17 protein-coding genes are annotated in these 22,811 nt (G+C 59.1%); 8 read left to right on the top strand and 9 right to left on the bottom strand.

The window, feature by feature from the left end; all coding sequences use genetic code 11:
• Positions 1–168: 168 nt before the first annotated feature.
• Genes KI614_RS06540 through KI614_RS06530 form a run of 3 tightly spaced genes read right to left on the bottom strand, consistent with a single transcriptional unit; the run spans position 169 to position 4,415 of the window.
• A complete protein-coding gene (locus KI614_RS06540) occupies positions 169–2,331 on the bottom strand; it encodes a putative bifunctional diguanylate cyclase/phosphodiesterase (protein ID WP_226408696.1) in 2,163 nt (720 codons plus the stop codon).
• Entirely contained in the window at positions 2,324–3,223 is a 900-nt protein-coding gene (locus tag KI614_RS06535; RefSeq protein WP_226408695.1) for a nitrate- and nitrite sensing domain-containing protein, read from the bottom strand. The genes KI614_RS06540 and KI614_RS06535 overlap by 8 nt, the downstream gene beginning before the upstream one ends.
• Positions 3,224–3,230: 7 nt before the next feature.
• Complete coding sequence (locus KI614_RS06530) at positions 3,231–4,415, bottom strand: methyl-accepting chemotaxis protein (RefSeq protein ID WP_226408694.1); 1,185 nt, start codon at positions 4,413–4,415, stop codon at positions 3,231–3,233.
• Positions 4,416–4,677: 262 nt separating this feature from the next.
• Here KI614_RS06530 and prfB point away from each other — a divergent pair.
• Both prfB and KI614_RS06520 read left to right on the top strand, forming a co-directional pair.
• Positions 4,678–5,782 (top strand): peptide chain release factor 2 gene (prfB, locus tag KI614_RS06525; protein WP_226408693.1). Its coding sequence is split into 2 segments (ribosomal slippage): positions 4,678–4,758 and positions 4,760–5,782, totalling 1,104 coding nucleotides; the frame shifts between segments, so codons are not numbered across the junction.
• Positions 5,779–6,117: a cupin gene (locus KI614_RS06520; protein WP_226408692.1), complete on the top strand. Its 339-nt coding sequence runs from the start codon at positions 5,779–5,781 to the stop codon at positions 6,115–6,117. Before prfB ends, KI614_RS06520 begins: the two co-directional genes overlap by 4 nt.
• Here the strand turns inward: KI614_RS06520 and KI614_RS06515 are convergent.
• Positions 6,105–8,402 carry a response regulator gene (locus tag KI614_RS06515; RefSeq protein ID WP_226408691.1) on the bottom strand — a complete coding sequence of 766 codons (2,298 nt, stop codon included), beginning with the start codon at positions 8,400–8,402 and terminating at the stop codon, positions 6,105–6,107. The genes KI614_RS06520 and KI614_RS06515 overlap by 13 nt on opposite strands.
• A 171-nt stretch (positions 8,403–8,573) precedes the next feature.
• Here KI614_RS06515 and lysS point away from each other — a divergent pair, with 171 nt between their 5' ends.
• From lysS to KI614_RS06490, 5 genes are all read left to right on the top strand, one after another.
• Complete coding sequence (lysS, locus tag KI614_RS06510; RefSeq protein ID WP_226408690.1) at positions 8,574–10,079, top strand: lysine--tRNA ligase; 1,506 nt, start codon at positions 8,574–8,576, stop codon at positions 10,077–10,079.
• Positions 10,080–10,189: 110 nt separating this feature from the next.
• Positions 10,190–10,990 carry a hypothetical protein gene (locus tag KI614_RS06505; protein WP_226408689.1) on the top strand — a complete coding sequence of 267 codons (801 nt, stop codon included), beginning with the start codon at positions 10,190–10,192 and terminating at the stop codon, positions 10,988–10,990.
• A 1-nt stretch (position 10,991) separates the two neighbouring features.
• Positions 10,992–11,492 carry a hypothetical protein gene (locus KI614_RS06500; protein WP_226408688.1) on the top strand — a complete coding sequence of 167 codons (501 nt, stop codon included), beginning with the start codon at positions 10,992–10,994 and terminating at the stop codon, positions 11,490–11,492.
• A complete protein-coding gene (gene mnmC, locus KI614_RS06495) occupies positions 11,492–13,390 on the top strand; it encodes a bifunctional tRNA (5-methylaminomethyl-2-thiouridine)(34)-methyltransferase MnmD/FAD-dependent 5-carboxymethylaminomethyl-2-thiouridine(34) oxidoreductase MnmC (RefSeq protein ID WP_226408687.1) in 1,899 nt (632 codons plus the stop codon). The genes KI614_RS06500 and mnmC overlap by 1 nt, the downstream gene beginning before the upstream one ends.
• 83 nt (positions 13,391–13,473) lie before the next feature.
• Complete coding sequence (locus tag KI614_RS06490) at positions 13,474–14,757, top strand: O-acetylhomoserine aminocarboxypropyltransferase/cysteine synthase family protein (protein WP_226408686.1); 1,284 nt, start codon at positions 13,474–13,476, stop codon at positions 14,755–14,757.
• Positions 14,758–14,820: 63 nt separating this feature from the next.
• On the opposite strand, the gene KI614_RS06485 is transcribed toward KI614_RS06490, so the two are convergent.
• The 5 genes from KI614_RS06485 to KI614_RS06465 all read right to left on the bottom strand — a co-directional run bounded on the left by KI614_RS06485 (position 14,821) and on the right by KI614_RS06465 (position 21,141).
• Positions 14,821–16,548, bottom strand: coding sequence for a putative bifunctional diguanylate cyclase/phosphodiesterase (locus KI614_RS06485; protein WP_226408685.1), 1,728 nt, complete (start codon positions 16,546–16,548; stop codon positions 14,821–14,823).
• Between the two features lie 101 nt (positions 16,549–16,649).
• A complete protein-coding gene (locus KI614_RS06480) occupies positions 16,650–16,895 on the bottom strand; it encodes a hypothetical protein (protein WP_203466230.1) in 246 nt (81 codons plus the stop codon).
• Positions 16,892–17,707, bottom strand: coding sequence for a type II and III secretion system protein (locus tag KI614_RS06475; RefSeq protein WP_226408684.1), 816 nt, complete (start codon positions 17,705–17,707; stop codon positions 16,892–16,894). The genes KI614_RS06480 and KI614_RS06475 overlap by 4 nt, the downstream gene beginning before the upstream one ends.
• A 10-nt stretch (positions 17,708–17,717) precedes the next feature.
• Positions 17,718–18,836, bottom strand: coding sequence for a cell division protein ZapE (zapE, locus tag KI614_RS06470; RefSeq protein ID WP_226408682.1), 1,119 nt, complete (start codon positions 18,834–18,836; stop codon positions 17,718–17,720).
• Positions 18,837–18,921: 85 nt separating this feature from the next.
• Positions 18,922–21,141, bottom strand: a complete 2,220-nt coding sequence (locus KI614_RS06465; protein ID WP_226408680.1) for an EAL domain-containing protein — start codon at positions 21,139–21,141, stop codon at positions 18,922–18,924.
• Between the two features lie 140 nt (positions 21,142–21,281).
• Here KI614_RS06465 and KI614_RS06460 point away from each other — a divergent pair, with 140 nt between their 5' ends.
• Positions 21,282–22,754 carry an IS1182 family transposase gene (locus KI614_RS06460; RefSeq protein ID WP_226408679.1) on the top strand — a complete coding sequence of 491 codons (1,473 nt, stop codon included), beginning with the start codon at positions 21,282–21,284 and terminating at the stop codon, positions 22,752–22,754.
• Positions 22,755–22,811: the final 57 nt, after the last annotated feature.

Here is a 22,811-nt window from a genome sequence, read left to right as displayed (position 1 = left end):
ATCTGCTCTCCGGCAGGCAGAAAAACGAACTCCGGGATAAATCGGAGTCGCCGATTGCTGCATTGCAACAATCTCATTCTACGCCGAAATGACAAAAAAATATGCGCTATCCGGGCCGCATCAAATCCAGAAAAACTGAGAAAACAGGCCACTCACGCAAGCTCTCAGTCAGCGCGGCAAAACGCCTTTGTCGAAACAGGCGGTTTTTGCCATCAGATACTCGTCGACCGCAGCACGTTGCATCGGTCGCGAAAAATAATAGCCTTGGAATTCATTGCACCCGCAAAGTGTCAGGATGTCGCGCTCGGCAGCCGTTTCGACGCCTTCGGCCACGATGTGCAAATCGAGGCTTTTACCGAGAAAAATGATTGCGTGCGGAATGGCCATCACCGCCCCACCTTGATCGCAGCCCGAGACAAAGGAGCGATCGATTTTCAGGGTATCGATCGGCAAGCGTTGCAGGTAGCTCAAGGAGGAATAGCCGGTGCCGAAATCGTCGACCGCAATCCTCACGCCCAGCGCCTTGATCGAGCGCAGCACACGAATGGTGTGCTCGACATCGCCCATGATCATGCTTTCCGTAATTTCCAGCTCCAGGCATTCGGGGGGCAGTCCCGAAACGCTCAGGGCATCGGCTACCAAGGCGACCAAGCCGGGCTCCTTGAGCTGCCGGGCTGAAAGATTGACCGCCACACTCAAGGCCCGGCCCTCAATCAGCGGCCAACTGGCTGCCGTGCGACAGGCGGCGTACAGGACCTGCTCGCCAATCGCCAAAATCTGCCCGGTTTCCTCGGCCAGCGGGATGAACCGGTCCGGCGTGACCAGTCCCTGGCCGGCACTATTCCAGCGGACCAATGCCTCGAATCCCTGAACACTGCCCAGGCTATCGACCTTCGGCTGATAAACCACGGTCAGTTCGTTATGCTCGATGGCGGCCCGCAATGCGGTTTCAAGGGCAAAACGCTCTTGTGCCGCGAGATTGAGGTCCCGGGTATAGAAACAGTATTGCCCCTTGCCGCTCTCCTTGGCGTGATACATCGCCACATCGGCGATCCGCAGCAAGCCATCCAGATCCGTCGCGTCATCGGGATAAACGCTGACGCCGATACTGCAACTCATGCGCAAGGCGTGCCCTTCAAGCATCAGCGGCGCCTGGACCGCATCGAGGACACGTTCGAGCAAATGTACCGTATCTTCGCGTACGGCCTGCTCGCCCATGATCAAGACAAACTCATCGCCCCCGTAGCGGGCTACGGTATCGACACCGCGCAGGGCTGTCCGCAAGCGATGGGCAATTTCGATCAGCAACTGGTCGCCAACCGCGTGTCCCAGGCTGTCGTTGATGACTTTGAAATTATCGAGATCAACAAAGGCCAAAGCCACTTTGCCACCCTGCCGCTCTCCGGCCAGAATCGCCTGACTCAACCGATCCTCAAGCAAATTGCGGTTAGGCAGCGCGGTCAGTGGATCGTGCGTCGCCTGATGCTGCAGGACGGATTGGTAGCGATGCCGCTCGGTAATATCCTCCACCGTTCCTTCGTAGTAAGACAAGCTTCCATCGGCAGCGAAGACGGCATGGGCATTTTCTGAAATCCAGATCCTCCGGCCATCGCGACACAATATTTCCGACTCGAAATCAATCACCCGCCCATCGCGCTGGATCATGCACTTGAACTCGTCGCGCCGCCGGGTATCGATATACAAACCGGTCGAAATATCGGCCAGGCTACTGATCAAATCTTCCGGCGTGGGGTAGCGATAAAGGGTTGCCAGTGCCTGGTTGGCGGCCAGGTAGCGCCCGCTCTCGGTGGTTTGAAACATGCCGACTACCGAGTTTTCAAAAATGCTGCGGTAGCGCAACTCCGTTTCAGCCAGCTGGAGATGCGCCAGCACCCGATCGGTAATATCTTCCAGATAAGCTTCGAGAATACGTTCTCCAGCTTCACCGGTAATGCCAACGCCGCGCTCAAGCACCCATTTTTCTTCGCCGTCACGACAAATGATCCGGTACTCAATCCGATAGCGCGAGCTTGTCTCCAAAGCAGCCATGATCGTTCCACGAACAATCGAACGATCCTCGGGGTGGGTCAAGGTCTCAAGCGAACAAAGCCGCTCCTGAATCAGTTCGTTGGCGCGGTATCCGGTGAGTTCACGGCAACCGGGACTGACCGACAGCAGGGTCCATGCCTCATCCACCCGGCAACGGAAAAGCATGCCGTCGAGTTGGGCAAACAGGGCGGCCATCTCCGGCACATCATCAACATCATCCTGGCATCCCGGACGACAGAGCACAGTACGCGACAAGGCCTTGAAAAAGCCGGCCTCAGACACGCTGCAACAAGACTGATTGCTGAACACCTTGCCTCCGGAGTGACGCCTGGGTTATCTGGGTGCCGCACTCGTCAATCCACGAGAACACGCTATCGATCGCCGCAGTGGCGAGCGCGAAATACGCCGGGGCGGGCAGCGAAATGCGGGAACTGAGCAGCATCTGGGTACGTACGACACGCGCCATTTCCTGAACGGCAACCTTTGCCTGCTCGGCCTTGCGCCCCTGTCCACCGGCTTCTGCCGCCTGGCTGAGCAAAGCCTCGGCACGCGCGATCAGAAACATCAGACGCACACGAGCGACGGCAGAGCATCCCTGCTTGGCCGCAACACTGGTACCCAGCGCTCGTGCCTGCCCCAGGCATTCGGTCAATGCCGGCAAACGGCTGGCGTAATTGCGTACCAAGCCACGCTCGCACTTTTGACCCAGTACCAGTTCGACCCGGGACTCCCCCAGCGCGCCCAGCCACTTGAGCAGTTGATCGACCAGAAAACTGTGCTGGGCAATGCTTTGCTCAACCGACAGACCACGCAGCATGTCGCGCATTTTTGTCCAGTTGAATTGAAACAAGGAGAGCTCGTTCAATGTCAGGCAAGGATGCGCCCGCCGCCCCTCTTCGCGCGCGGCATCCCGCAGCAAGGGAATCAGCTGTTCAATTTCGCGCGCCTTTGCATCAAGCCGTGGTTTGAAGCTCTGGTCACCGGCCAGCCAGGCCGAACTCATGCCCCGATGTTGTTGGATACCCGCAATCAGGGCCAGCAGGGAACGACAGGCGGCCAGGGTCTGCTCGATCGATTGACCGCTGCTCAGCCGATTGCGCTGGCGATAAATCATGAAGGAGATCAGCGCGAGGAGCAGCGCCACAATCAGCATTGAGTACAGGATCAGATCCATGGCAGGCTCACTCGTAGTGGTATTTTTTCAAGGCCGCATTGAGCAAGACCGCCAATTCGCTCAAGTAGCGGGACAGTTCGCTATTCGAGCGAACCAGGCATTCATTGGCATCCGCCAGGGTGGCTACCTGTTCGATGTCGCGCACCACGTTTTTCCCAGCCTCGCTTTGCTCACGACTGGCCGCCGCAATATCGTTGATCAGCGCCAAGGTCTGCCGGGCATTGCTTTCAACGCGATGTAGATCATCGACCGCCTCCCCGGCGTCGTGCAGGCTCGATGCCGCACGGACGCTTGTTTCAGCCATTGAATGAATCATTTCATCGACATCGAGCCGCATGCCACCGATGCGCTGTCCAATATCCCTGGTCGCATTACTCGTCCGTTCAGCCAGCTTGCGCACCTCGTCGGCCACAACGGCAAACCCACGGCCCTGCTCACCGGCACGGGCCGCCTCGATCGCCGCATTAAGTGCCAGAAGATTTGTCTGGGCGGCAATCTCGGCAATCAACTCAACAATGGCATCGACTTCACGCGAGCGCTGACCAAGACGCGCGGCACTATCCGAAGTTTGACGGACATTGGCCGTCAAATTATCAAGACTGGATGCCAGGGCGTTGACCCGGTCCACACCGGCAAACGCCATTTCGCCAGAAGCTTGCGCGGCGCCGGCAGCAACCTGCGCCCGGTCGCGGGTCGTTCCGAGACTGACAGTCAGCTGTGCCAGGGTGGCCGATGAAGACAGCGTAATGTCACGCTGCTGGCGAACACCATCGTTGCCACCATTGGCATTGACGCTGCTCTCAGCCGCCACACTGGATATTTCCTGTGCCATGCGCGAGAAAGTGAGAAAAAGTTCGCACAAAGAACGCGCCGTGCCATTCAGTCGCTCAGCCAGCGAACCAAGAGCCCCGGCCGATGCAGGATCGATCCGCCCAACCAGTCGACCGGATGAAAGCTCAAGGGCGAAGCGATCGATCGACAGCAACCCCACCCGTAGGCCACGATGCAGCTTGACCAACACGAAAAGCGAGACAAGCAGCAAGCCGATGCCCAACCACTGGATATTCCCACTATCACGCAGGCACAGACTGCCAGCCACAGCCAGCCCCCAGGCCAGCGCCTGATGAAGGGACAGTGTCTTGATACAGGCACGGACTCCAGCCATCACATCATCGTTTGCTTGATCGGTCACAAAGCACTCACACAGTCACGAAATTGTGACCATATAAGCAACTCCCTTGCCAGATTGTTAAATAACAACCAAGCCATTGAAACAAATACACAAATCAATTCAAGGAAAAGAAACAACCTGCCTGCAAACGCTTGCTCGCCCAATGAAATGCACTGCGCGGCACCAATCAGGTGCGATCCGATGCCCAAGACAAGCGGGCTGCAATAAAGGACTGGCGTAACAGCTATAATTGCGTTTTTGCTACGTATCACGAGAACAGATCATGGAAGCCGAACACATCAACAGTATCTCCAACAAGCTCGACGATCTGGCGCAGCGCGCCGCCGAGCTGCGGAGGTATCTTTGACTACGATCACAAACGCGAACGCCTGACCCTCCTGAACAAGGAGATGGAAGATCCCAAGATCTGGGACGATCCGAAATACGCTCAGGAACTGGGCAAGGAAAAGAAAACGCTGGAAGACATTGTGCTCGTCCTCGAAGCCGTCGATAACGGTGTGGGCGATGGCCGCGAATTGTTCGCCATGGGCAAGGAAGACGGTGATGACGACACCCTGCTCGCCGTCGAAGCCGACAACGCCGAACTGGAAACCAAGCTCGCCGCCCTCGAATTCCGCCGCATGTTCAACAACCCGTCCGACCCGATGCCCTGCTTCCTGGAAATCCAGGCCGGAGCCGGCGGTACCGAAGCCCAGGACTGGGCCTCGATGCTGTTGCGCATGTATCTGAAATATGGCGAAAAGAAGGGGTTCACCGTCGAGGTCATGGAAGAGTCGGAAGGCGATGTCGCCGGCCTGAAGAGCGCCACCGTCAAGTTCACCGGCGACTACGCCTACGGCACGCTGCGCACCGAGACCGGCATCCACCGCCTGGTCCGCAAGTCGCCGTTCGACTCCAACGCCCGCCGCCACACCAGCTTCACCTCCGTATTCGTGTTCCCGGAAGTCGACGACTCGATCGAGATCAACATCAACCCGGCCGACGTGCGTACCGATACCTACCGCGCTTCCGGCGCCGGCGGCCAGCACATCAACAAGACCGACTCCGCCGTCCGCCTGACCCACGTGCCGACCGGCATCGTCGTCCAGTGCCAGAACGACCGTTCACAGCACCGCAACCGCGACGAAGCCTGGCAGATGCTGCGCGCCCGCATCTACGAGTTCGAACTGCGCAAGCAGCAGGCCGAACAGCAGAAGCTCGAAGACGCCAAGTCCGATATCGGCTGGGGCCACCAGATCCGCTCCTACGTGCTCGACCAGAGCCGCATCAAGGATCTGCGCACCAACCACGAAACCGGCAACACCCAAGCCGTGCTCGATGGCGATCTCGACCCCTTCATCGAGGCCAGCCTCAAGCAGGGCGTGTGATCGACAACCTGTTTGCCGGATTGCCGTCGACCGCTGCGGTCGACGAGCAATTCAGCGAACTTTTGCGCACCCCGGCGTTGCGCATCGAACACATTGTTTCAAATGGCCAGAGCAGCCCGCCCGGTTTCTGGTACGACCAGCCCGAAGGCGAATGGGTTTTGTTGCTGCAGGGCGAAGCCCGCCTGCGCCTGGCCGATGAGCCACAGGCACGGCACTTGAGGGCGGGAGATTTCATCAATCTCGCCCCGCACTGCCGGCACCGGGTGGATTGGACACCACCAGACCAGACCACTATCTGGCTGGCGATTTACTACAACAGCACTCAAGCTGGCTGAAATTTGCCGAGCGACAACCAGCGCAAAATGGTTTCGTAAAATTCGCCGGGCTTGATCGGCTTGGTCACGAAATCGTTCATGCCGGCATCGAAACAACGCAGACGATCCTCCGAAAAGGCATTGGCCGTCATCGCGATGATCGGGACTTCAAGGCAGGTGGGCAAAGTCCGCAGATGGCGGGTTGCTTCAAGACCGTCCATGTTCGGCATCTGCATGTCCATCAGGATCAGGTCGTAATCCTTTTGCCCGGCCTGGGCGATTGCCGCAAGGCCATCCTCCGCCACGTCGATTGAAAACCCGAAATCGGCCAGCAGTTCGAGGGCAACTTCACGGTTGATGAAATCATCCTCGACAACCAGCAACCTGGCCCCCTGGTAACGCTGCATCAGCACACGCTCGGCCCCGCCGGGCTGAGTGTTTTCAAGCAACGACCCCAAGCCCTGGCCGCGCTTCAGGCGGGCGGTAAACCAGAACGTGCTGCCTTGCCCGAGCACGCTGGCAACGCCCGCTTCGCCCCCCATCAACTGGGCCAGTTGGCGGGTAATGGCCAAGCCCAGTCCGGTGCCACCGAATTTCCGGGTCGTCGAACTGTCCGCCTGCTGAAAAGCATCAAAAATATGCTCAAGCTGTGCCTTTTCAATGCCGATGCCGGTATCGCCAACCTCAAAGCGCACCGTCATGCCGTCCTCGGTTTCGTGCTCGATCCGGGTACGCAAACTGATCATGCCCTGTTCGGTAAATTTCACCGCATTCGAGACATAGTTGAGCAGCGCCTGGGTCAAGCGGGTCGGATCGCCCATCAAGTGCTTGGGCAAAGGCTCACTCTCGACATGCAGACGCACCCCCTTGGCGGCCGCACGTTCATAAACCATTGAAGCCACATTGCTGGCGATACTGCCGATTGAGACCGGAATCGATTCCAGCCCCAGTTTGCCAGCCTCGATCTTGGAAAGATCGAGCACGTCGCTGATGATGCCGAGCAGATGCTGGCCGGCACTGTCGATCTTGTCGACCCGGTCAGCCTGTTCGGCAGACAGGCCGTGTCGTTTCAGGATATGGGCCATACCGATGATGGCATTGAGCGGCGTACGGATTTCATGACTCATGTTGGCCAGGAACTCGGCCTTCATCCGCCCCGCTCGCTCGGCAGCTTCCTTGGCCTGTGTCAGGTAGGCGGCCAGTTCAAGTTCCTTGCTGATATCACGAGTCAGCAAGGCAAACTGGCGGGCACCGTTGGCCGCTTCGATTTCCAGCGAGGACAATTCGATCGGCAGGGTTTTGCCATCACCGCAACGAACCGTCAGTCGCAACTTGTTCAAGTGCCCCACATCGAGCAGTTGCCGCAACAACTGGTCGGCAATGGCCACCCCATCCCGATCTTCAATCAAGCGCGCCAGCGGCATGCCGCCATCGTGCACTTCCGGCCAGACGAACATGCCCGACGCATTGGCATCCATCGACTGGATCAAGCCCTGCTCGTCAATCACCGTCACGCCCAATGCCGTCGCTTCGAGCAGATGCTGGCTACGCTCGGTGGCACGCTTGCGGGATAGCAGGTTATGCAGGCGGGCGCGTAATTCGGGAGGCGAAATCGGTTTCAGGACATAATCGTCAATCCCGAGGTGAAACAGCTCAATCCGCCGTGCCGGATTGTCAAAAGCGGTCACGGCCAGAATCGACGTGCCGCCGCGCGGCATGGCCAGACGGCGGATACGGTTGATCAAGCGGGCGCCGGTCATGTGGCCGCCAAGACAGATATCGCACAGGACCAGATCGTATTCGTTTTGCTGGAAAGCAAGCCAGGCTTCATCGGCCGATGAATAGGCATCGACAATCATGCCCCAGTCGCGCAATTGGGTATCGAGGTATTCGCGCTGGTCGCGGGCATCCTCGACATAAAGTACACGACAGCGCATAGGCTGGTGCACTTCCAGGAAATGTCGCATGAAGGTAATCAGCTCATCGACATCCTGCTTGCGGAACAACTCGGTAACACCGGCAAGCATGGCTTCCTGGGCCAATTCGGCACTGGGGCTGGCTGTCAGCAAGACGATAGGTTCAACCGGCGCCTGCCCGGATTCGCGCAACTGGCGTGCCAGCTCGACTCCACCACCATCGGACAGTTGCCAGGAAAGAATGTAAAACTGGAAATCCAGTGTCGCAGCCTGCTTCAGGGCAGCCTCGACCGAAGCGGCAAAAACCAGATTGATCCCGCGGTAGCGACCCAGTGCCTGTTGCACGATATCGCGGTACAGCGGTGTGTTGTCGACCAGAAGAATATTCACTGCGCGGCCCCCCGCCACGAATTCGTCACAATATAGCACTCAAACATGCCCCTTCGCCGCAATCCTTTTGCATAAATGACGACCAACGCTTGTCGCTTGAAGGCAAAATCGGCGAAAATTCAGGGTTTTACGCGGTCGACCGCAGCAACCCCCATTTTCCAAGGATTCTTCATGTCCAACGCCGAACAGCAAGCCCCGGTCCAGCAAGACGAAAACCAGCTCATCGCCGAGCGTCGCGCCAAGCTGGCCGAATGGCGCAAGACCGGTCAAGCCTTCCCGAACGATTTCCAGCGTGAAAATACCGCTGCCAAATTGCACGAGGGTTACGACGAGAAAACGGCTGAAGAACTCGAAGGCATGCCGGTCGAAGTCAAGGTTGGCGGCCGCATGATGCTCAAGCGCGTCATGGGCAAGGCCTCGTTTGCCACGCTGCAGGACGTTTCCGGCCGCATCCAGATTTACGTCGCACGCGACAAGGTCGGCGAAGAAGCCTACGCGGCCTTCAAGGGCTGGGACTTGGGCGACATCCTCGGTGTCGTCGGTACGCTGATGAAGACCAAGACCGGCGAACTATCGATCCAGGCCGCCGAGATCCGCCTGCTGACCAAGTCGCTGCGCCCGCTGCCGGACAAATTCCACGGTCTGTCCGACCAGGAACTGAAGTACCGCCAGCGTTATGTCGACCTGATCATGAACGAGGAAACGCGCTTCACCTTCCGCGCCCGTTCGGCCATCGTTTCGTCGATCCGCAACTACATGACCGGCCACGGCTTCATGGAAGTCGAAACGCCGATGATGCACCCGATTCCCGGCGGTGCTGCGGCCAAGCCCTTCGTCACGCATCACAACGCACTCGACATGCAGCAGTTCCTGCGTATCGCGCCGGAGCTCTACCTCAAGCGCCTGGTGGTCGGCGGTTTCGAGAAGGTCTTCGAAATCAACCGCAACTTCCGCAACGAAGGTCTCTCGCCGCGCCACAATCCTGAATTCACGATGATGGAGTTCTACGAAGCGTATGCGAACTACCACACGCTGATGGACTTCACCGAAGGCCTGCTGCGCCACGCCGCACGCGAAGCGCTGGGCAAGGAAGTCTTCGTTTACCAGGGCCGCGAACTGGACCTCTCCAAGCCTTTCCATCGCCTGACCATCAACCAGGCGATCCAGCGCGAACAGCCGTCCTTTACCGACGAACAACTGGCCGACGCCGACTTCCTCAAGACCAAGATCAATGCCTTCGGCGAGAAGGTCAAGCCGGGCGGTCTGGGCAGCCTGCAACTGCAGTTGTTCGAAGCCTGTGCCGAAGCCCAGTGCTGGGAACCGACCTTCATCATCGACTATCCGGTCGAAGTCTCGCCGCTGGCGCGTGCTTCCGACAGCAATCCGGAAATCACCGAACGCTTCGAGCTGTTCATCGTCGGCCGCGAGATCGCCAACGGCTTCTCCGAGCTGAACGATGCCGAAGATCAGGCCGCCCGCTTCCAGGAACAGATGAAAGCCAAGGATGCCGGCGATGAAGAAGCGATGTACTACGACGCCGACTTCATCCGCGCCCTCGAATACGGCCTGCCGCCGACCGGTGGCTGCGGCATCGGTATCGATCGCCTGATCATGTTGCTGACCGACAGCCCGGCGATCCGCGACGTGATCCTCTTCCCGTCGATGCGTCCGGAATGATACGTGGCTGCGCTTGGCGATACGGCGTTACAAACGACCTTGCGTAGCACTGCTGTGCTGCGGTCGCTTGCGCCTTGTCTCGCCTGCGCTCGCTTACGTATCGGGCTTCTATGAACGAAAACCCTCAAGCCCTCGAAGCCGCCGCCCGGACGGCTTTGACGACCCACCATAGCCGCGCCCTCGTTTTCGAATTCGAGGGACAGCGTTATGTCGTCAAGAAATTGGCCGAGAAGCCGCGCAAGCTGATTCAGACGCTATTCATGCGCTGGCTGGTCAAGCGGCTGACCGGCCAGCCGCTGCCCATGCGGACGCTGGCGCTGTCGCAAGCGGCAAATGGCATGGACTTCGAGGCACGCCGTCTGCAATCGCTGGCAGCAGCGGGCATTCGCGTGCCACGCGTGGCCCTGGTCACCCCTGAATTTTTCGTCCTTGAATTTTGCGGCACGGTCATCGCCACCCTGCTTGAACAATGGACGATGGAAACATGGCGCAGCGAACTGGGCCGCCAGGCCACCGAGCTTGGTCAATTCCACAAAGCCGGCCAATGGCATGGCGGTGCCCAGATCAAGAACATCACGCTGCAGGATGGCCTGAGCTACCGCATCGACTTTGAAGAGAATTTCGGCGAATTCCTGCCGTTGACCGTGGCACAAGCTGCCGACCTCGTTCTTTTCCTTAACTCGATCTCGCTGGCCGGCCCGGTGGATGAAGCCGAATCCCGTCGCCTGCTGCCCGAATTGCTTGGCCGTTATTTCGCAGCCAATCCCGACCCGGAGATCAAGCAAGTCATCCGCCGCGCCTTGCCGCTGCTGGGCACCTTGTCGGGCATCGCCGGCTGCTTCCAGCGCTGGTCGAAAAAAGGCATTCGTCGGGTACTGATCCTGGTCGACGTACTGCGTGGGATCGACTGAAATGCCGACATTACAATTGCAGGTCACCAACAACAGTGTGCAGGATCGACTCCTCCTCCGCGTTTCAACGCAGGATAACGAGGAATATCGCATCTACTTCACGCGGCGCTATCTGCGCGAACTATGGCCGCACCTGACCGCCATGCTGGCCGGGCATCTGGCCAACACAGCCACGCCCGTCACCTCGGTCGACACCAGCGAATCCGGCGAACAGATGAGCTTCGAGCAACCTTTTCGCGAAGATAACGTGAGCTATCCACTGGGCAAGGAACCGCTGCTCGCCAGCGAAGCCTTCCTGCGCGAAAACGGCGAAGGCGCCGCCTTGCTGACCATGGCCGAAGGCCGCGAACGCAGCTTCAAACTCAAGCTGACCGCCGGCATCCTGCAGGTACTGTGTTCGATGCTGCGCGCCGCCAGCGAGAAGGCCGACTGGAATCTGGCGCTCGATTACCACACCACCGTTTCGCAAAGCTCCCATCCCGGCAAATCCCTGCTGCATTAGTGACTCCGCTCCAACCTGCCCATTTCGAACTATCGTCTTACGACACGCCTTATTCGGCGGCTTACGACGATGTTTATCACTCCGCACTGGGCGGCCCGGCACAAGCCAGGCAGGTTTTCATCGCCGGCAACCAACTGCCGCAGCGCTGGCAAGGGCGCGACCGCTTTGTCATCCTGGAAACCGGCTTCGGCACCGGCCTGAATTTCCTCGCCACCTGGCAAGCCTGGCGCGATGATCCGCAACGTTGCCGCCGCCTGCATTTCGTTTCTTTCGAGAAACATCCCTTCCGGCTCGACGATCTTGCGACCATCCACCATTCGTGGCACGAGTTTGCCGATCTGGCCGATCAATTGCGCCGCCACTGGCCGGCGCTGGTACCCGGCACGCACCGCATTCATCTGGATGGCGACCAGGTCACGCTGACCCTGATTTTCGGCGATGCCGCACAGCAGATTCGCGCGGTCGACGCCTCGGTCGATGCCTTTTTTCTCGACGGCTTCTCGCCCCCGAAAAATCCCGAAATGTGGTCGCCGGAATTCTGCAAAGGCTTGTCGCGTCTTGCAGCACCGGGCGCTACGCTGGCCACCTGGAGCGTCGCCGGCCAGGTTCGCCAAGCCCTGAGCGACGCCGAATTCGAGGTCCGCAAACAAACCGGCTTCACCGGCAAGCGCCAGATGCTGGTCGGCCACCTGCGCTCACGCCGTCCCGACCGCTACCCATGCCCGACTGACCGTCGAGCCATTGTCATTGGTGCCGGCATCGCCGGCAGCACCACGGCACATCGGCTGGCTGCCGCCGGCTGGCAAGTCACCGTTCTGGAAAGCCGGGCCAGCCCCGGTGATGGCGCATCGGGCAATATTGCCGGGATGCTGCGCCCACTACCCAGCGCCGACGACAACCGACTCTCCCGCCTGACCCGCGCCGGTTATCTGGCAACCCGCGCCCTGCTCGCCCAACTGCCCGATGCCCGCTGGTCGCCCTGCGGCGTGCTGCACCTCGGACGCGAGTCCGAGCACGAGGCGGTCCAGCGACGTACGGTCGAAGCGCTCGGCTTCCCGGCTGAAGTGATCCAGTTCATTGAACGCGACGCAGCCAGCGAGAAGCTTGGCTGGCCAGTCGATACCGGCGGCTGGTGGTTTCCCGGTGGCGGTTGGGTCCAGCCGCCGTCACTCTGCGCCGCCGCGCTGGCCGCTTTCCCGGAGCGCATCATGCTGCGCTGCAATGCTGCGGTCGACCGTCTGAACAGGACAGAATCGACTTGGCAGGCACTCGCCGAGGATGGCGAAATACTTGCCGAGGCGCCGACTCTGGTCATGGCCAGCGGTGTCGCTGCGCCGCGCTTCAGCCAGTTTTCTTGGCTGCCGCAGGTTTCGGCGCGCGGCCAGGTCAGCCATCTGCCAGCCGGCACGACGCCCGGCCTCGATGTTGTGTTGACCAAGCTCGGCTACGCCATGCCCGAAGTTGATGGCGTTCAACTGGCCGGTGCAACGCTGTCCTACGACGATGAATTCAATGACGAACGGCCGACCGACCACCAGGAAAACCTGGCCCGCCTCAACCTGATGCTGCCCGGCTTTGCCGCCGGCATCGATCCGGCAACGCTGCATGGCCGCGTCGGTTTCCGGCCGATGTCGCCCGATCGTATGCCCATCGTCGGCCCGGTACCGCTGCCGGTGGCTGCCGGCAGCAATACCCGCCTGCACAACCTGGCGCGCCACCCCGGCCTGTGGTGTGTCCAGGGCTTCGGCGCGCGCGGCATCGTGTGGTCGGCCTTGATGGCCGATTTGCTGGTCAGTCAGATCGAAGGCGCACCGTTGCCGCTGGAAAATGATCTGGTCAATGCCGTCGATCCGGGTCGCTTCCTGATTCGCCCGGCACGCCGCAATGTTGCCGAATGACAAACGCCTTGATCGCCAACACGCTGCGGTCGACGCCTGCTAGACTTGCTTTTTTACCGACCTAAAACAAAGAGAGACCACGCATGAAGATCGAAACACTTGCCGTTCATGGCGGCTACTCACCGGACCCGACCACCAAGGCCGTGGCAGTGCCGATTTACCAGACCACGTCTTACGCTTTCGACAGCACCCAGCACGGTGCCGACCTGTTCGACCTGAAGGTCGCCGGCAACATTTACACCCGGATCATGAACCCGACGCAGGACGTGCTCGAAAAGCGCGTCGCCGCGATGGAAGGCGGCATTGCCGCGCTGGCCATGGCCTCCGGCATGGCGGCCATCACCGCCTCGATCCAGACGATCGCCGAAGCCGGTGACAACATCATCTCGTCAAGCACGCTGTACGGTGGCACCTACAACCTGTTTGCCCACACTTTCCCGCAGTACGGCATCGAAGTGCGCTTCGCCGATTTCAACGACCCGGCCGCCTTTGAAAAGCTGATCGACAGCAAGACCAAGGCCGTTTTCTGCGAATCCGTTGGCAACCCGCTGGGCAATGTCACCGACTTCGAAAAACTGGCTGAAATCGCCCACAAGCATGGCGTACCGGTCATCGTCGACAACACGGTGCCATCGCCCTACCTGTGCCGCCCGTTCGAGCACGGTGCCGACATCGTCGTGCATGCGCTGACCAAGTACCTCGGCGGCCACGGCAACAGCCTCGGCGGCATCATCGTCGATAGCGGCAAGTTCCCGTGGGCCGAGCATAAAGCCAAGTTCAAGCGCCTCAACGAGCCGGACGTCTCCTACCACGGCGTCGTCTATACCGAAGCACTCGGTGCCGCCGCCTACATCGGCCGCGCCCGCGTCGTGCCGCTGCGCAACATGGGCGCCGCGATCAGCCCGTTCAATGCCTTCCTGATCCTGCAAGGCATCGAAACCCTGGCTCTGCGCATGGACCGCATCTGCGAAAACTCGCTGAAGATCGCCAATTTCCTGAAGAGCCACCCGAAGGTCAGCTGGGTCAACTACGCCGGCCTGCCCGACCACAAGGACCATGCGCTGGTCCAGAAGTACATGGGCGGTCGCGCTTCCGGCATTCTCAACTTCGGCGTCAAGGGCACCAACTGCAGCGGTATCGAAGGTGGCGGCAAGTTCCAGGACGCGCTGAAACTGGTCACCCGCCTGGTCAATATCGGCGATTGCAAGACGCTGGCCTGCCATCCGGCATCGACCACGCACCGCCAGCTCTCGCCGGCTGAAATGGCCAAGGCCGGCGTGTCTGAAGACATGATCCGCTTGTCTGTCGGCATCGAGCACATCGACGACTTGATCGCCGATCTGGATCAGGCGCTGAACGCAGCCTGATCGCACGTTGCCCCGATCAAAAACCCGGCCTTGCGCCGGGTTTTTTCTGGCTGCAAATGCGGCTTATGCCTGCGTTCCTTCGATCCGTGCATTCCACTCGAGGATGAAGGGAACCAGTTGATCGGCCGGCAGCGGCCTGCTGTACAAGAATCCCTGAAACAGGTCGCACCCAAGGTTTTGCAGGTAATCGCGCTGAGCTGCGGTTTCTACGCCTTCGGCAACCAGATCAAGCCCCAGGCTGTGGGCCAGGACGATGGTGGCAGAACAGATCGCGGCATCTTCCCGGCTGGTATCGATGTCCTTGACGAACGTCCGGTCCAGCTTGAGGCGATGAATCGGCAGGTGCTTGAGATATGAGAGCGACGAATATCCTGTCCCGAAGTCGTCGACCGCAAGAACGATGCCCATATCCTTGAGTTGTTCGAGAATCGCGATCGTTGCCGCCGGATTCTGCATCGCCGTACTTTCGGTAATTTCAAGTTCCAGCTCTTCTGGCAGAAGGTCGTAGCAAGCCAGCGCGCCGCGCACGACGACCGGCAGATTGTCGTGACGAAGTTGCTGTGTCGACAGGTTGACCGCGACACGCATGTCGGTCACGCCAGCCTCCTTGAATTCCTTGAGACGGCGGCAGGCCTCCCAGAAAACCCAGTCGCCGAGCGGCTGGATCAGGCCGGTTTCTTCGGCAATCTGGATAAAGCGCGTCGGCGGAATGGGGCCTAATTCGGGGTGCGACCAACGGGCCAGTGCCTCCAGGCCGGTAATCTTTCCGCTGGAAAGGTGTATTTGCGGCTGGAAATAAAGCTCGAATTGCGAATCCTGATCGCAGTTGATGCCTTCCAGCGCGCTGCGCAGTGCATTTTCCAGCTTGAGCCGCTCATGCGCTGCGGCGTTCATGCTGGCGGCGAAGAACTTGAAATTGTTCCGCCCCTGTGCCTTGGCGTGATACATCGCCGAATCGGCATTCTTGATCAGCACATCCGGATCGCTGCCATCGATCGGATAAAGACTGACGCCTATGCTCGGCGTCGCATAGAGCGTGTATTCGTCGACCTGATAGGCATCGGCCAGGCTGCGCTGGATCTTGCTGGCGATTGCACCGACCGACATGGCGCTTTCAATGTCCTGCAGGACCACGATGAATTCATCGCCACCGAGACGGGCCACCGGGTCATTCGCCCGCACACAGTCCTTGAGACGCCGGCCAACCTGAACCAGCAGATGATCGCCGACATGGTGGCCAAGCGTATCGTTCACCTGCTTGAAATTATCCAGATCGATCAGCAGCACGCCAACCTGATGCTTCTCCCGCTGCGCATAGACCAGGGCATTCTGCAACTGGACTTCGAGGGCGGTGCGATTGAGCAAGCCGGTCAATGCATCGTGGTGAGCCAGATGAAACATCCGGTCGGCAACCTGCTTGCGCTCGGTAATATCCGAAAAACTGGCAATGTAGTTTTCAACTTCATGGGCTGCATTGCGCACCACCGAGATGGTCAGATGCTTCGGATAAGTTGAACCATCACGCCGCCGATCCCAGACCTCGCCCTGCCAGAAATCGTTTTTTTCAAGTGCCAGCCACATGTCGTAATAGACATCCGGCGAGGTTTGGCCGGAAGCCAGCACTCGCGGATTCTGACCAATCACATCGTGCGGTGCGTAGCCGGTCATGTGCGTAAAGGCCCGGTTGACCGCGATGATGCGGTTGGCGGCATCGGTGATGAACAATGCCTCATTGGCATACTCGAAGGCTCTGGCCTTCTGAAGCAGCTGGGAATCCGTCACATCACTCATGGGGCACGCCTCTCGGTCAGTACAACGCCACTTCAACTATGTCGATTCGTCACCCGGCATCCTTGCTGGTTGCCGCGGCGACGAATCGATTTTCTTCCTGCTCAGCCGTCGACCGCAACATCTTCCTCAGGCAGAGGTGGCTGCGGCCGGCTGATAACATATAGCACGACCGCGCAAGCACCGAGAAAACCCACCGTTGCCAATGCGCTGGGTACCCAGGTGTCAGCCAGGCCGCGCTCCCACCACAGCCAGATGAACAGGCCGAACGCCGGCAAGGCCAACGCGGCGCAGAACCCCGCCGTGGCCAATGCAACCTGCTGCCCAATATGTCGTTTCAATTCGCTCATTCAACTTCCTCTACCATCAACCAGATTGAGCGATTTTCGCGGACATCACTCGTTGAAAGACTCAGCGTTCCGCTCTGATAACCACTTGCCTGGCGGCCTGTGCCGCCCACTTCAATCCATTCGCCGAGTCGTCCGGAAAGCGTGGTCGACAGGCGCTGGGTGTTGATATTACCCCGACCTTGCGCCGCCACACTGTCCGATTGCTGGCTCAGTTCCAGCGTAACGCGCTCACCATTGAGCCGCGGCACAGCGTAGAAACCCCGGCTGACATCCTGATAGACGACACTGTCTGTCACCACCGCCCCGCCCGGCCCGACCACCATCTGGCGCATCGGAATGGCAAGGGACTGGCCCACTTGAATGAATGCCGGGCTGCCCTCGACCGTCTGCACCATCTGGCCGGCTTTTTCATCGCGCAGACTGCGCGTGTCCCAGACGCGGGCATCGGCCTGGCTGCGCCGCGTACTGCCAAGCACGATCTGGCCGCTGGCTTCGCCGCCCCGCGACTTGCCTTCACTTTCCCGATTCTGGCTGACCCGGATAATCAAACGCCGCGTCGGTGTATCGATTGCCGCCAGCACACGCTTGATATCCGCCCGGTTGCGCGGCGAAGTGCGCAGGAAAAGCTGGTTGTTCATGCCATTCAGCGTTCCGCCCGGCTCAACCAGCGGCAGCAAGGCCGGCAATACCTGGTCGAGCGTTTTATGACGCAGTTCGATAATTTCCACCTGTTGTGCCGCAACCAGCCCGGTCCACAAGGCAAAGACCAGGGGCAGTAGCGCGGTCGACAGCATTTTCAGCATGGATTTCATCGAGCCCTCCTCAGGCAGACGTAATATGCGGCAAAGCCAGGTACTCGCGGGAGTGCATCTCGGTCAGGCGGCTGACTGTCCGGGCGAACTCGCTGGCTTGCGTCCCTTCGGTGTACAGCAATTCAGGCGCACAGTCGGCGGTCGCGATGAGCTTGACCTTGTGATCGTAAAAAACGTCCACCAGCCAGGTAAAGCGCCGGGCTTCGGAAGCCTGGTGCTGGGTCATTTTCGGAATGTGCGAGAGCAGCACGGTGTGGTAACCCCGGGCGATTTCGAGATAGTCATTCTGCGAACGCGGCCCGCCGCACAATGTCCGAAAATCGAACCAGATGACGCCATGTCCGCGGCGCAGGGTTTCGACCTGGCGACCGAGAATTTCAACGGTGCCGCCTTTCTTGCCCTCTTCTCCCGCCACCATGCGGAAATAATCGAGCATCTTGGTTTCCGCGGCCTGATCCGCCGGGTGATGATAAATCTCAACTTGTTCCAGCGCCCGCAAGCGGTAATCAATGCCCGCCTCGACCTCGAACACATCGAGATGCTTGTTGAGCAAGGCGATGGTCGGCAAGAAGCTTTCGCGGTGCAAACCGTTCGGATAAAGCATGTCCGGCGGGTAGTTCGAGGTCATGACGACAATCACGCCATGCCGGAACAAACCTTCCATCAGGCGCCCCAGGATCATCGCATCGGCGATATCGGAAACATGAAACTCGTCGAAGCAAAGCAGACGGGCCTCGCGCGAGATTTGTTCGGCGACCTTGACGACGGGGTCTACCTCGCCCTTGTATTGCTCCAGGTCGCGATGAATCTGCTGCATAAAGGCATGGAAGTGAATCCGCTTCTTGCGACGATATGGCACGGATTCGTAAAAGCAATCCATCAGGAAGCTCTTGCCGCGCCCAACGCCGCCCCAGAAATAGACCCCTTTGGGCGGTTTGGGGGGGGACAGCAAACGCTTGAACGTACTGCTGCGGTCGACCTTGAAAGAAAGCAGATTTCCGTAAAGATTCTGCAAGGCAGTTGCAGCAGCCATCTGGGCAGCGTCTGCAACATAACCCCGCATGTCGAGCAAGGCTTCGTAGGCATCGATCATGCCCTGAGCCGAAACATTTAATTTTTTATGCGGCATGAAATCAATTTTTCTCTGTCAGCGCCCCGCCAGCGGCGGGTCGAAGCTTCGATTATCTTACGAACAGCGTTAAACACGGAAACCTTCAACGTGACTGCTGGCGCAACCAATCCAGCAATTCATCCTCCGGCATGCCCTTGGCGTAATACCAGCCTTGGGCTTCGTCACAACCGAGATCAATCAGCGTGTTCAATTGCTCGACCTGCTCAACCCCTTCAGCCAGCACGCGCATGCCAAGACGCTTGCCCAATTGAATGACCATTTCGGCAATTCGCGCACCGGATTCGGAAGCGTCGAGGGAAGAAATGAAGCTGCGATCGATTTTGAGACAGTCGGCCGGCAGGCGATCCAGGTAACTGAGCGACGAAAAGCCCGTACCGAAATCATCGATCGCCACCGAAACCCCCATATCCTTGATGGCCTGCAAACGCTCCTGCACTTGCCCCCAGCCGTACATCGCAACCGACTCGGTAATTTCGAGTTCCAGCGCCGACGGCTCAATGCCCGACTCGGCAATCGCCTCTTCAAGCATGCCCAGGAAGCCCGGGTGGCGAAACTGGATGGCCGAAACATTAACAGCCATGCGCAGCTTGAATCCCTGGGCAAGAAACTTTTGCTGTGCCTGCAAGGCGGTACGCAGCACCCAGGCCCCCACGCCGATAATCAGACCGGAATGTTCTGCCACCGGAATGAACTGATCAGGTGGAACGAACTGCCCCTCATCATTACGCCAACGCAATAAGGCTTCAACGCCGATGATCTTGCTCTCCGGCAAACCGAGTTGAGGCTGGTAAACAACGAAAAGACGACGACTATCAAAAGCCTGCCGCAAATTTTGCAGCAGGCGGACACGCTCGCGTGTCTGGATTGCCACTTCGGCCGTGTAATAAGCCTCGTTGCCGGGCCCATCGACCTTGGCCCGCTTGAGCGCGATGGCAGCATTGCGCAAGAGATCGGCACCACTGACGCCGGCGTCGGCAACATGCACGAACCCCAGCGAGAAAGAAATCGATTGCGGCCCAAGCTCGCTATCGAAAGTATCGGCGAGAATTTCGCGCAGCAACGGTGGATTGACGACGTCTTGACCGCCGCACAGGCTGAAGACATCGCCACCAACTCGGGCTACATAGACATCCGGCGGCATCGCCGCACGCAAGCGCCGGCTGATTGCCTGCAACTGCAGGTCGCCGAAGCGGTAGCCGAAGGCATCGATTGTTTCAGAAAACTGGTCGATATCGATCAGTGCCAACACGGCGCCATGCTGCCCAGCGGCATCAAGTGACTCGATTTGTGCGGCACGGTTGGGCAGCGAGGTCAATCCGTCGACATAGGCGGTTTGACGCAACCGCTCGACCAGGTCGACGTTATCGCCGCAAATGGCGATGTTGGCACAAAACACTTCGAGCAAATGCCGATCCGGCTCATGAATGCTCTGCCCGGACTCGACATAAGCAGCAAAATTCCGCCCTTGCCGCCCGGGGAAATACAAGGCCAGGCCGCGCTCCGTGGCATGGTGGCGCTGCTCGCTGAGGCAGGTATCCAGGATGTCGCAAAGCTCGTGGTTTTCAAGTGCGGCAACGTGCTGATTGATATATTCCTGATAACGCCCGGCAGCAGCCAGAACCGTGCATTTCTGACCGATCGGAGTTTGGCTGTCCGCACCAGGCGCGGCACAGACGCACATCACGCCCTCGGGAGGAACGCCCAGCAAGGCGGCAATCTGGGTTATGACGCCGGCCGCAAAAGCCTGCAAACCCTGCTCGGCAATAAAGCGATTGGCCCCATCGATAATCAGTTCCAGACCACGCCGGCTGGCATCCAGGCGTTCAATCTGGTCGTAGGAGCGAACCGCCGCCGTTACCGCGGTGAACAGCTTGTTGCGGGTCAATTCCGATTTGGTCTTGTAATCGTTGATATCGTATGAACTGATCGCTTCAAGCTCCGGCGCATAGCCCGGCTGCCCGGTACGCAGAATGATCCGCAAGTTGAGCAGGCCCAGTTCATTCCGGATGCGCCCGATGGCTTTCAGGCCGGCATCTTCGGACTCCATCACCACATCAAGCAAGACCACCGCAACCTGCTCGGCCTGACGCAGGACGCTGATCGCCTCATTGCTGCTCCGGGCGTGCAGAAATTCAAGGCGACGTCCGAGAATTTCCACATCGCGCAAAGCGAATTCGGTGGCCTGGTGGACATCTTCATCATCATCAACGATCAGTAGCCGCCAGACCCCCAAGGTGCTGCCAGCCGCTTGCGCATCTTCTTCATCATCGAGGAAAGCAATACTATCGTCGTTACATTGCATGAATACTCCACGGGGTCTTGAACGGCACGAAAACCGAGTATGCAGATATTGTCATCAAAAAAAAAGAGCCCGGAAAGGGCTCTTCAGACTGCTGACAAAGCCTCCAAGCGATTGGGGGCTTTATTTTTTATAATGCAGGCATGCTCAAGCCTGTCTACCCCGCCCAAACGGAACTGGAGATGGTGACGTTGGAGCAATTGGTCCCGAAAGACCACTTGCTCCGGCTGCTCGACCAGCACATCCGGTTTGATTTCATTCGTGAAGCGACCCAGCACCTGTATTGCGAGAACAATGGCCGACCAGCGATTGATCCGGTGGTGTTGTTCAAGATGTTGTTCATTGGCTACTTGTTTGGGATTCGCTCCGAGCGACGGCTGGTGAAGGAAATAGAGGTCAATGTGGCTTACCGCTGGTTTCTCGGCTTTCGTCTGACGGACAAAGTGCCGGATGCCTCGACGCTGTCGCAGAATCGGCGTCGCCGCTTTGTCGGGACGGACATTGAGCAACGCATCTTCGACGGGATTGTCGAGCAAGCCATTGAGCATAAGCTGATTGGCGGGCGGGTGCTTTACACGGACAGCACGCATCTGAAGGCGAATGCCAACAAACGGCATTTTGAGGTGCATCAGGTCGAGCAAACGCCGGCGGCCTATTTGGCCGAGCTGGATGCAGCCATCGAAACGGACCGAGCCGCCGCGGGCAAGAAGTCGCTCAAGCGTGATGACGATGATTCGACACCGCCGATGAAGGAGGTCAAGGTCAGCACAGTCGATCCCGACGCAGGTTTCATGGCCCGCGACAACAAGCCGACCGGCTTCTTCTATCTGGATCACCGGACTGTCGATGGCGTGCATGCTTTGATCGTCGATACCCATGTCACGCCGGGCAATGCCCATGACAGCCAGCCCTACCTTGCCCGCCTGGATCGGGTCATGGAGCGCTTTGATCTGGCCGTGGGCGCCGTCGGGCTGGATGCCGGGTATTTCACCCCGCAAGTCTGCAAGGGCATTCTCGAGCGGGCACTGTTCGGGGTGATGGGCTACAAGCGACCCACACACCGCGATGGCTATTTCTACAAACGGGACTATCTCTACGATGCGGTCCAGGACTGCTACCGCTGCCCGGCCGGGGAGGTTCTACCATACCGGACGACCAACCGGCTGGGTTATCGCGAATACGCCTCGAACCCGGCGCGGTGTGCCGATTGCGGCGTGCGCGGGCAATGCACGCAGAGCCGGAACCATCAGACGCTCGTGACCCGGCATCTCTGGGAAGGTTTCAAGGAAGCGATCAACGCCAATCGCCTGAGCGACCTGGGCAAACGGCTGTACGCCCGGCGCAAGGAAACAGTGGAGCGCAGCTTTGCCGATGCCAAGGAGTTGCATGGCCACCGTTACGCTCGCTTCCGTGGCTTGGCCAAGGTGCAGGCGCAGTGCCTGCTCTCGGCGGCCTGTCAGAACATGAAGAAGATGGCCCTGTTGCTGGCCCGCAAGGCGGCAGCCTTATTGGCCAAAATCCTCGCACGAACCTGTTTTGCCGCCCCATTCGCCCGCCATCTTTGGCAGATCGGGGTTCCTAACCTGAATTTCAGAATCCGCCTCGCTTCGGCTTGAAGCCAGGAGTCTCCCTGATTTCCAACCAGAAAAACAAAACCCCCGAAAAATCGGGGG

The sequence above is a fragment of the Dechloromonas denitrificans genome, from assembly GCF_020510665.1.
Taxonomy (GTDB): Bacteria; Pseudomonadota; Gammaproteobacteria; order Burkholderiales; family Rhodocyclaceae; genus Azonexus; species Azonexus denitrificans_B.
Note: the sequence above shows the minus strand (reverse complement) of the source record. Positions and strands in the feature narration are given on the sequence as shown.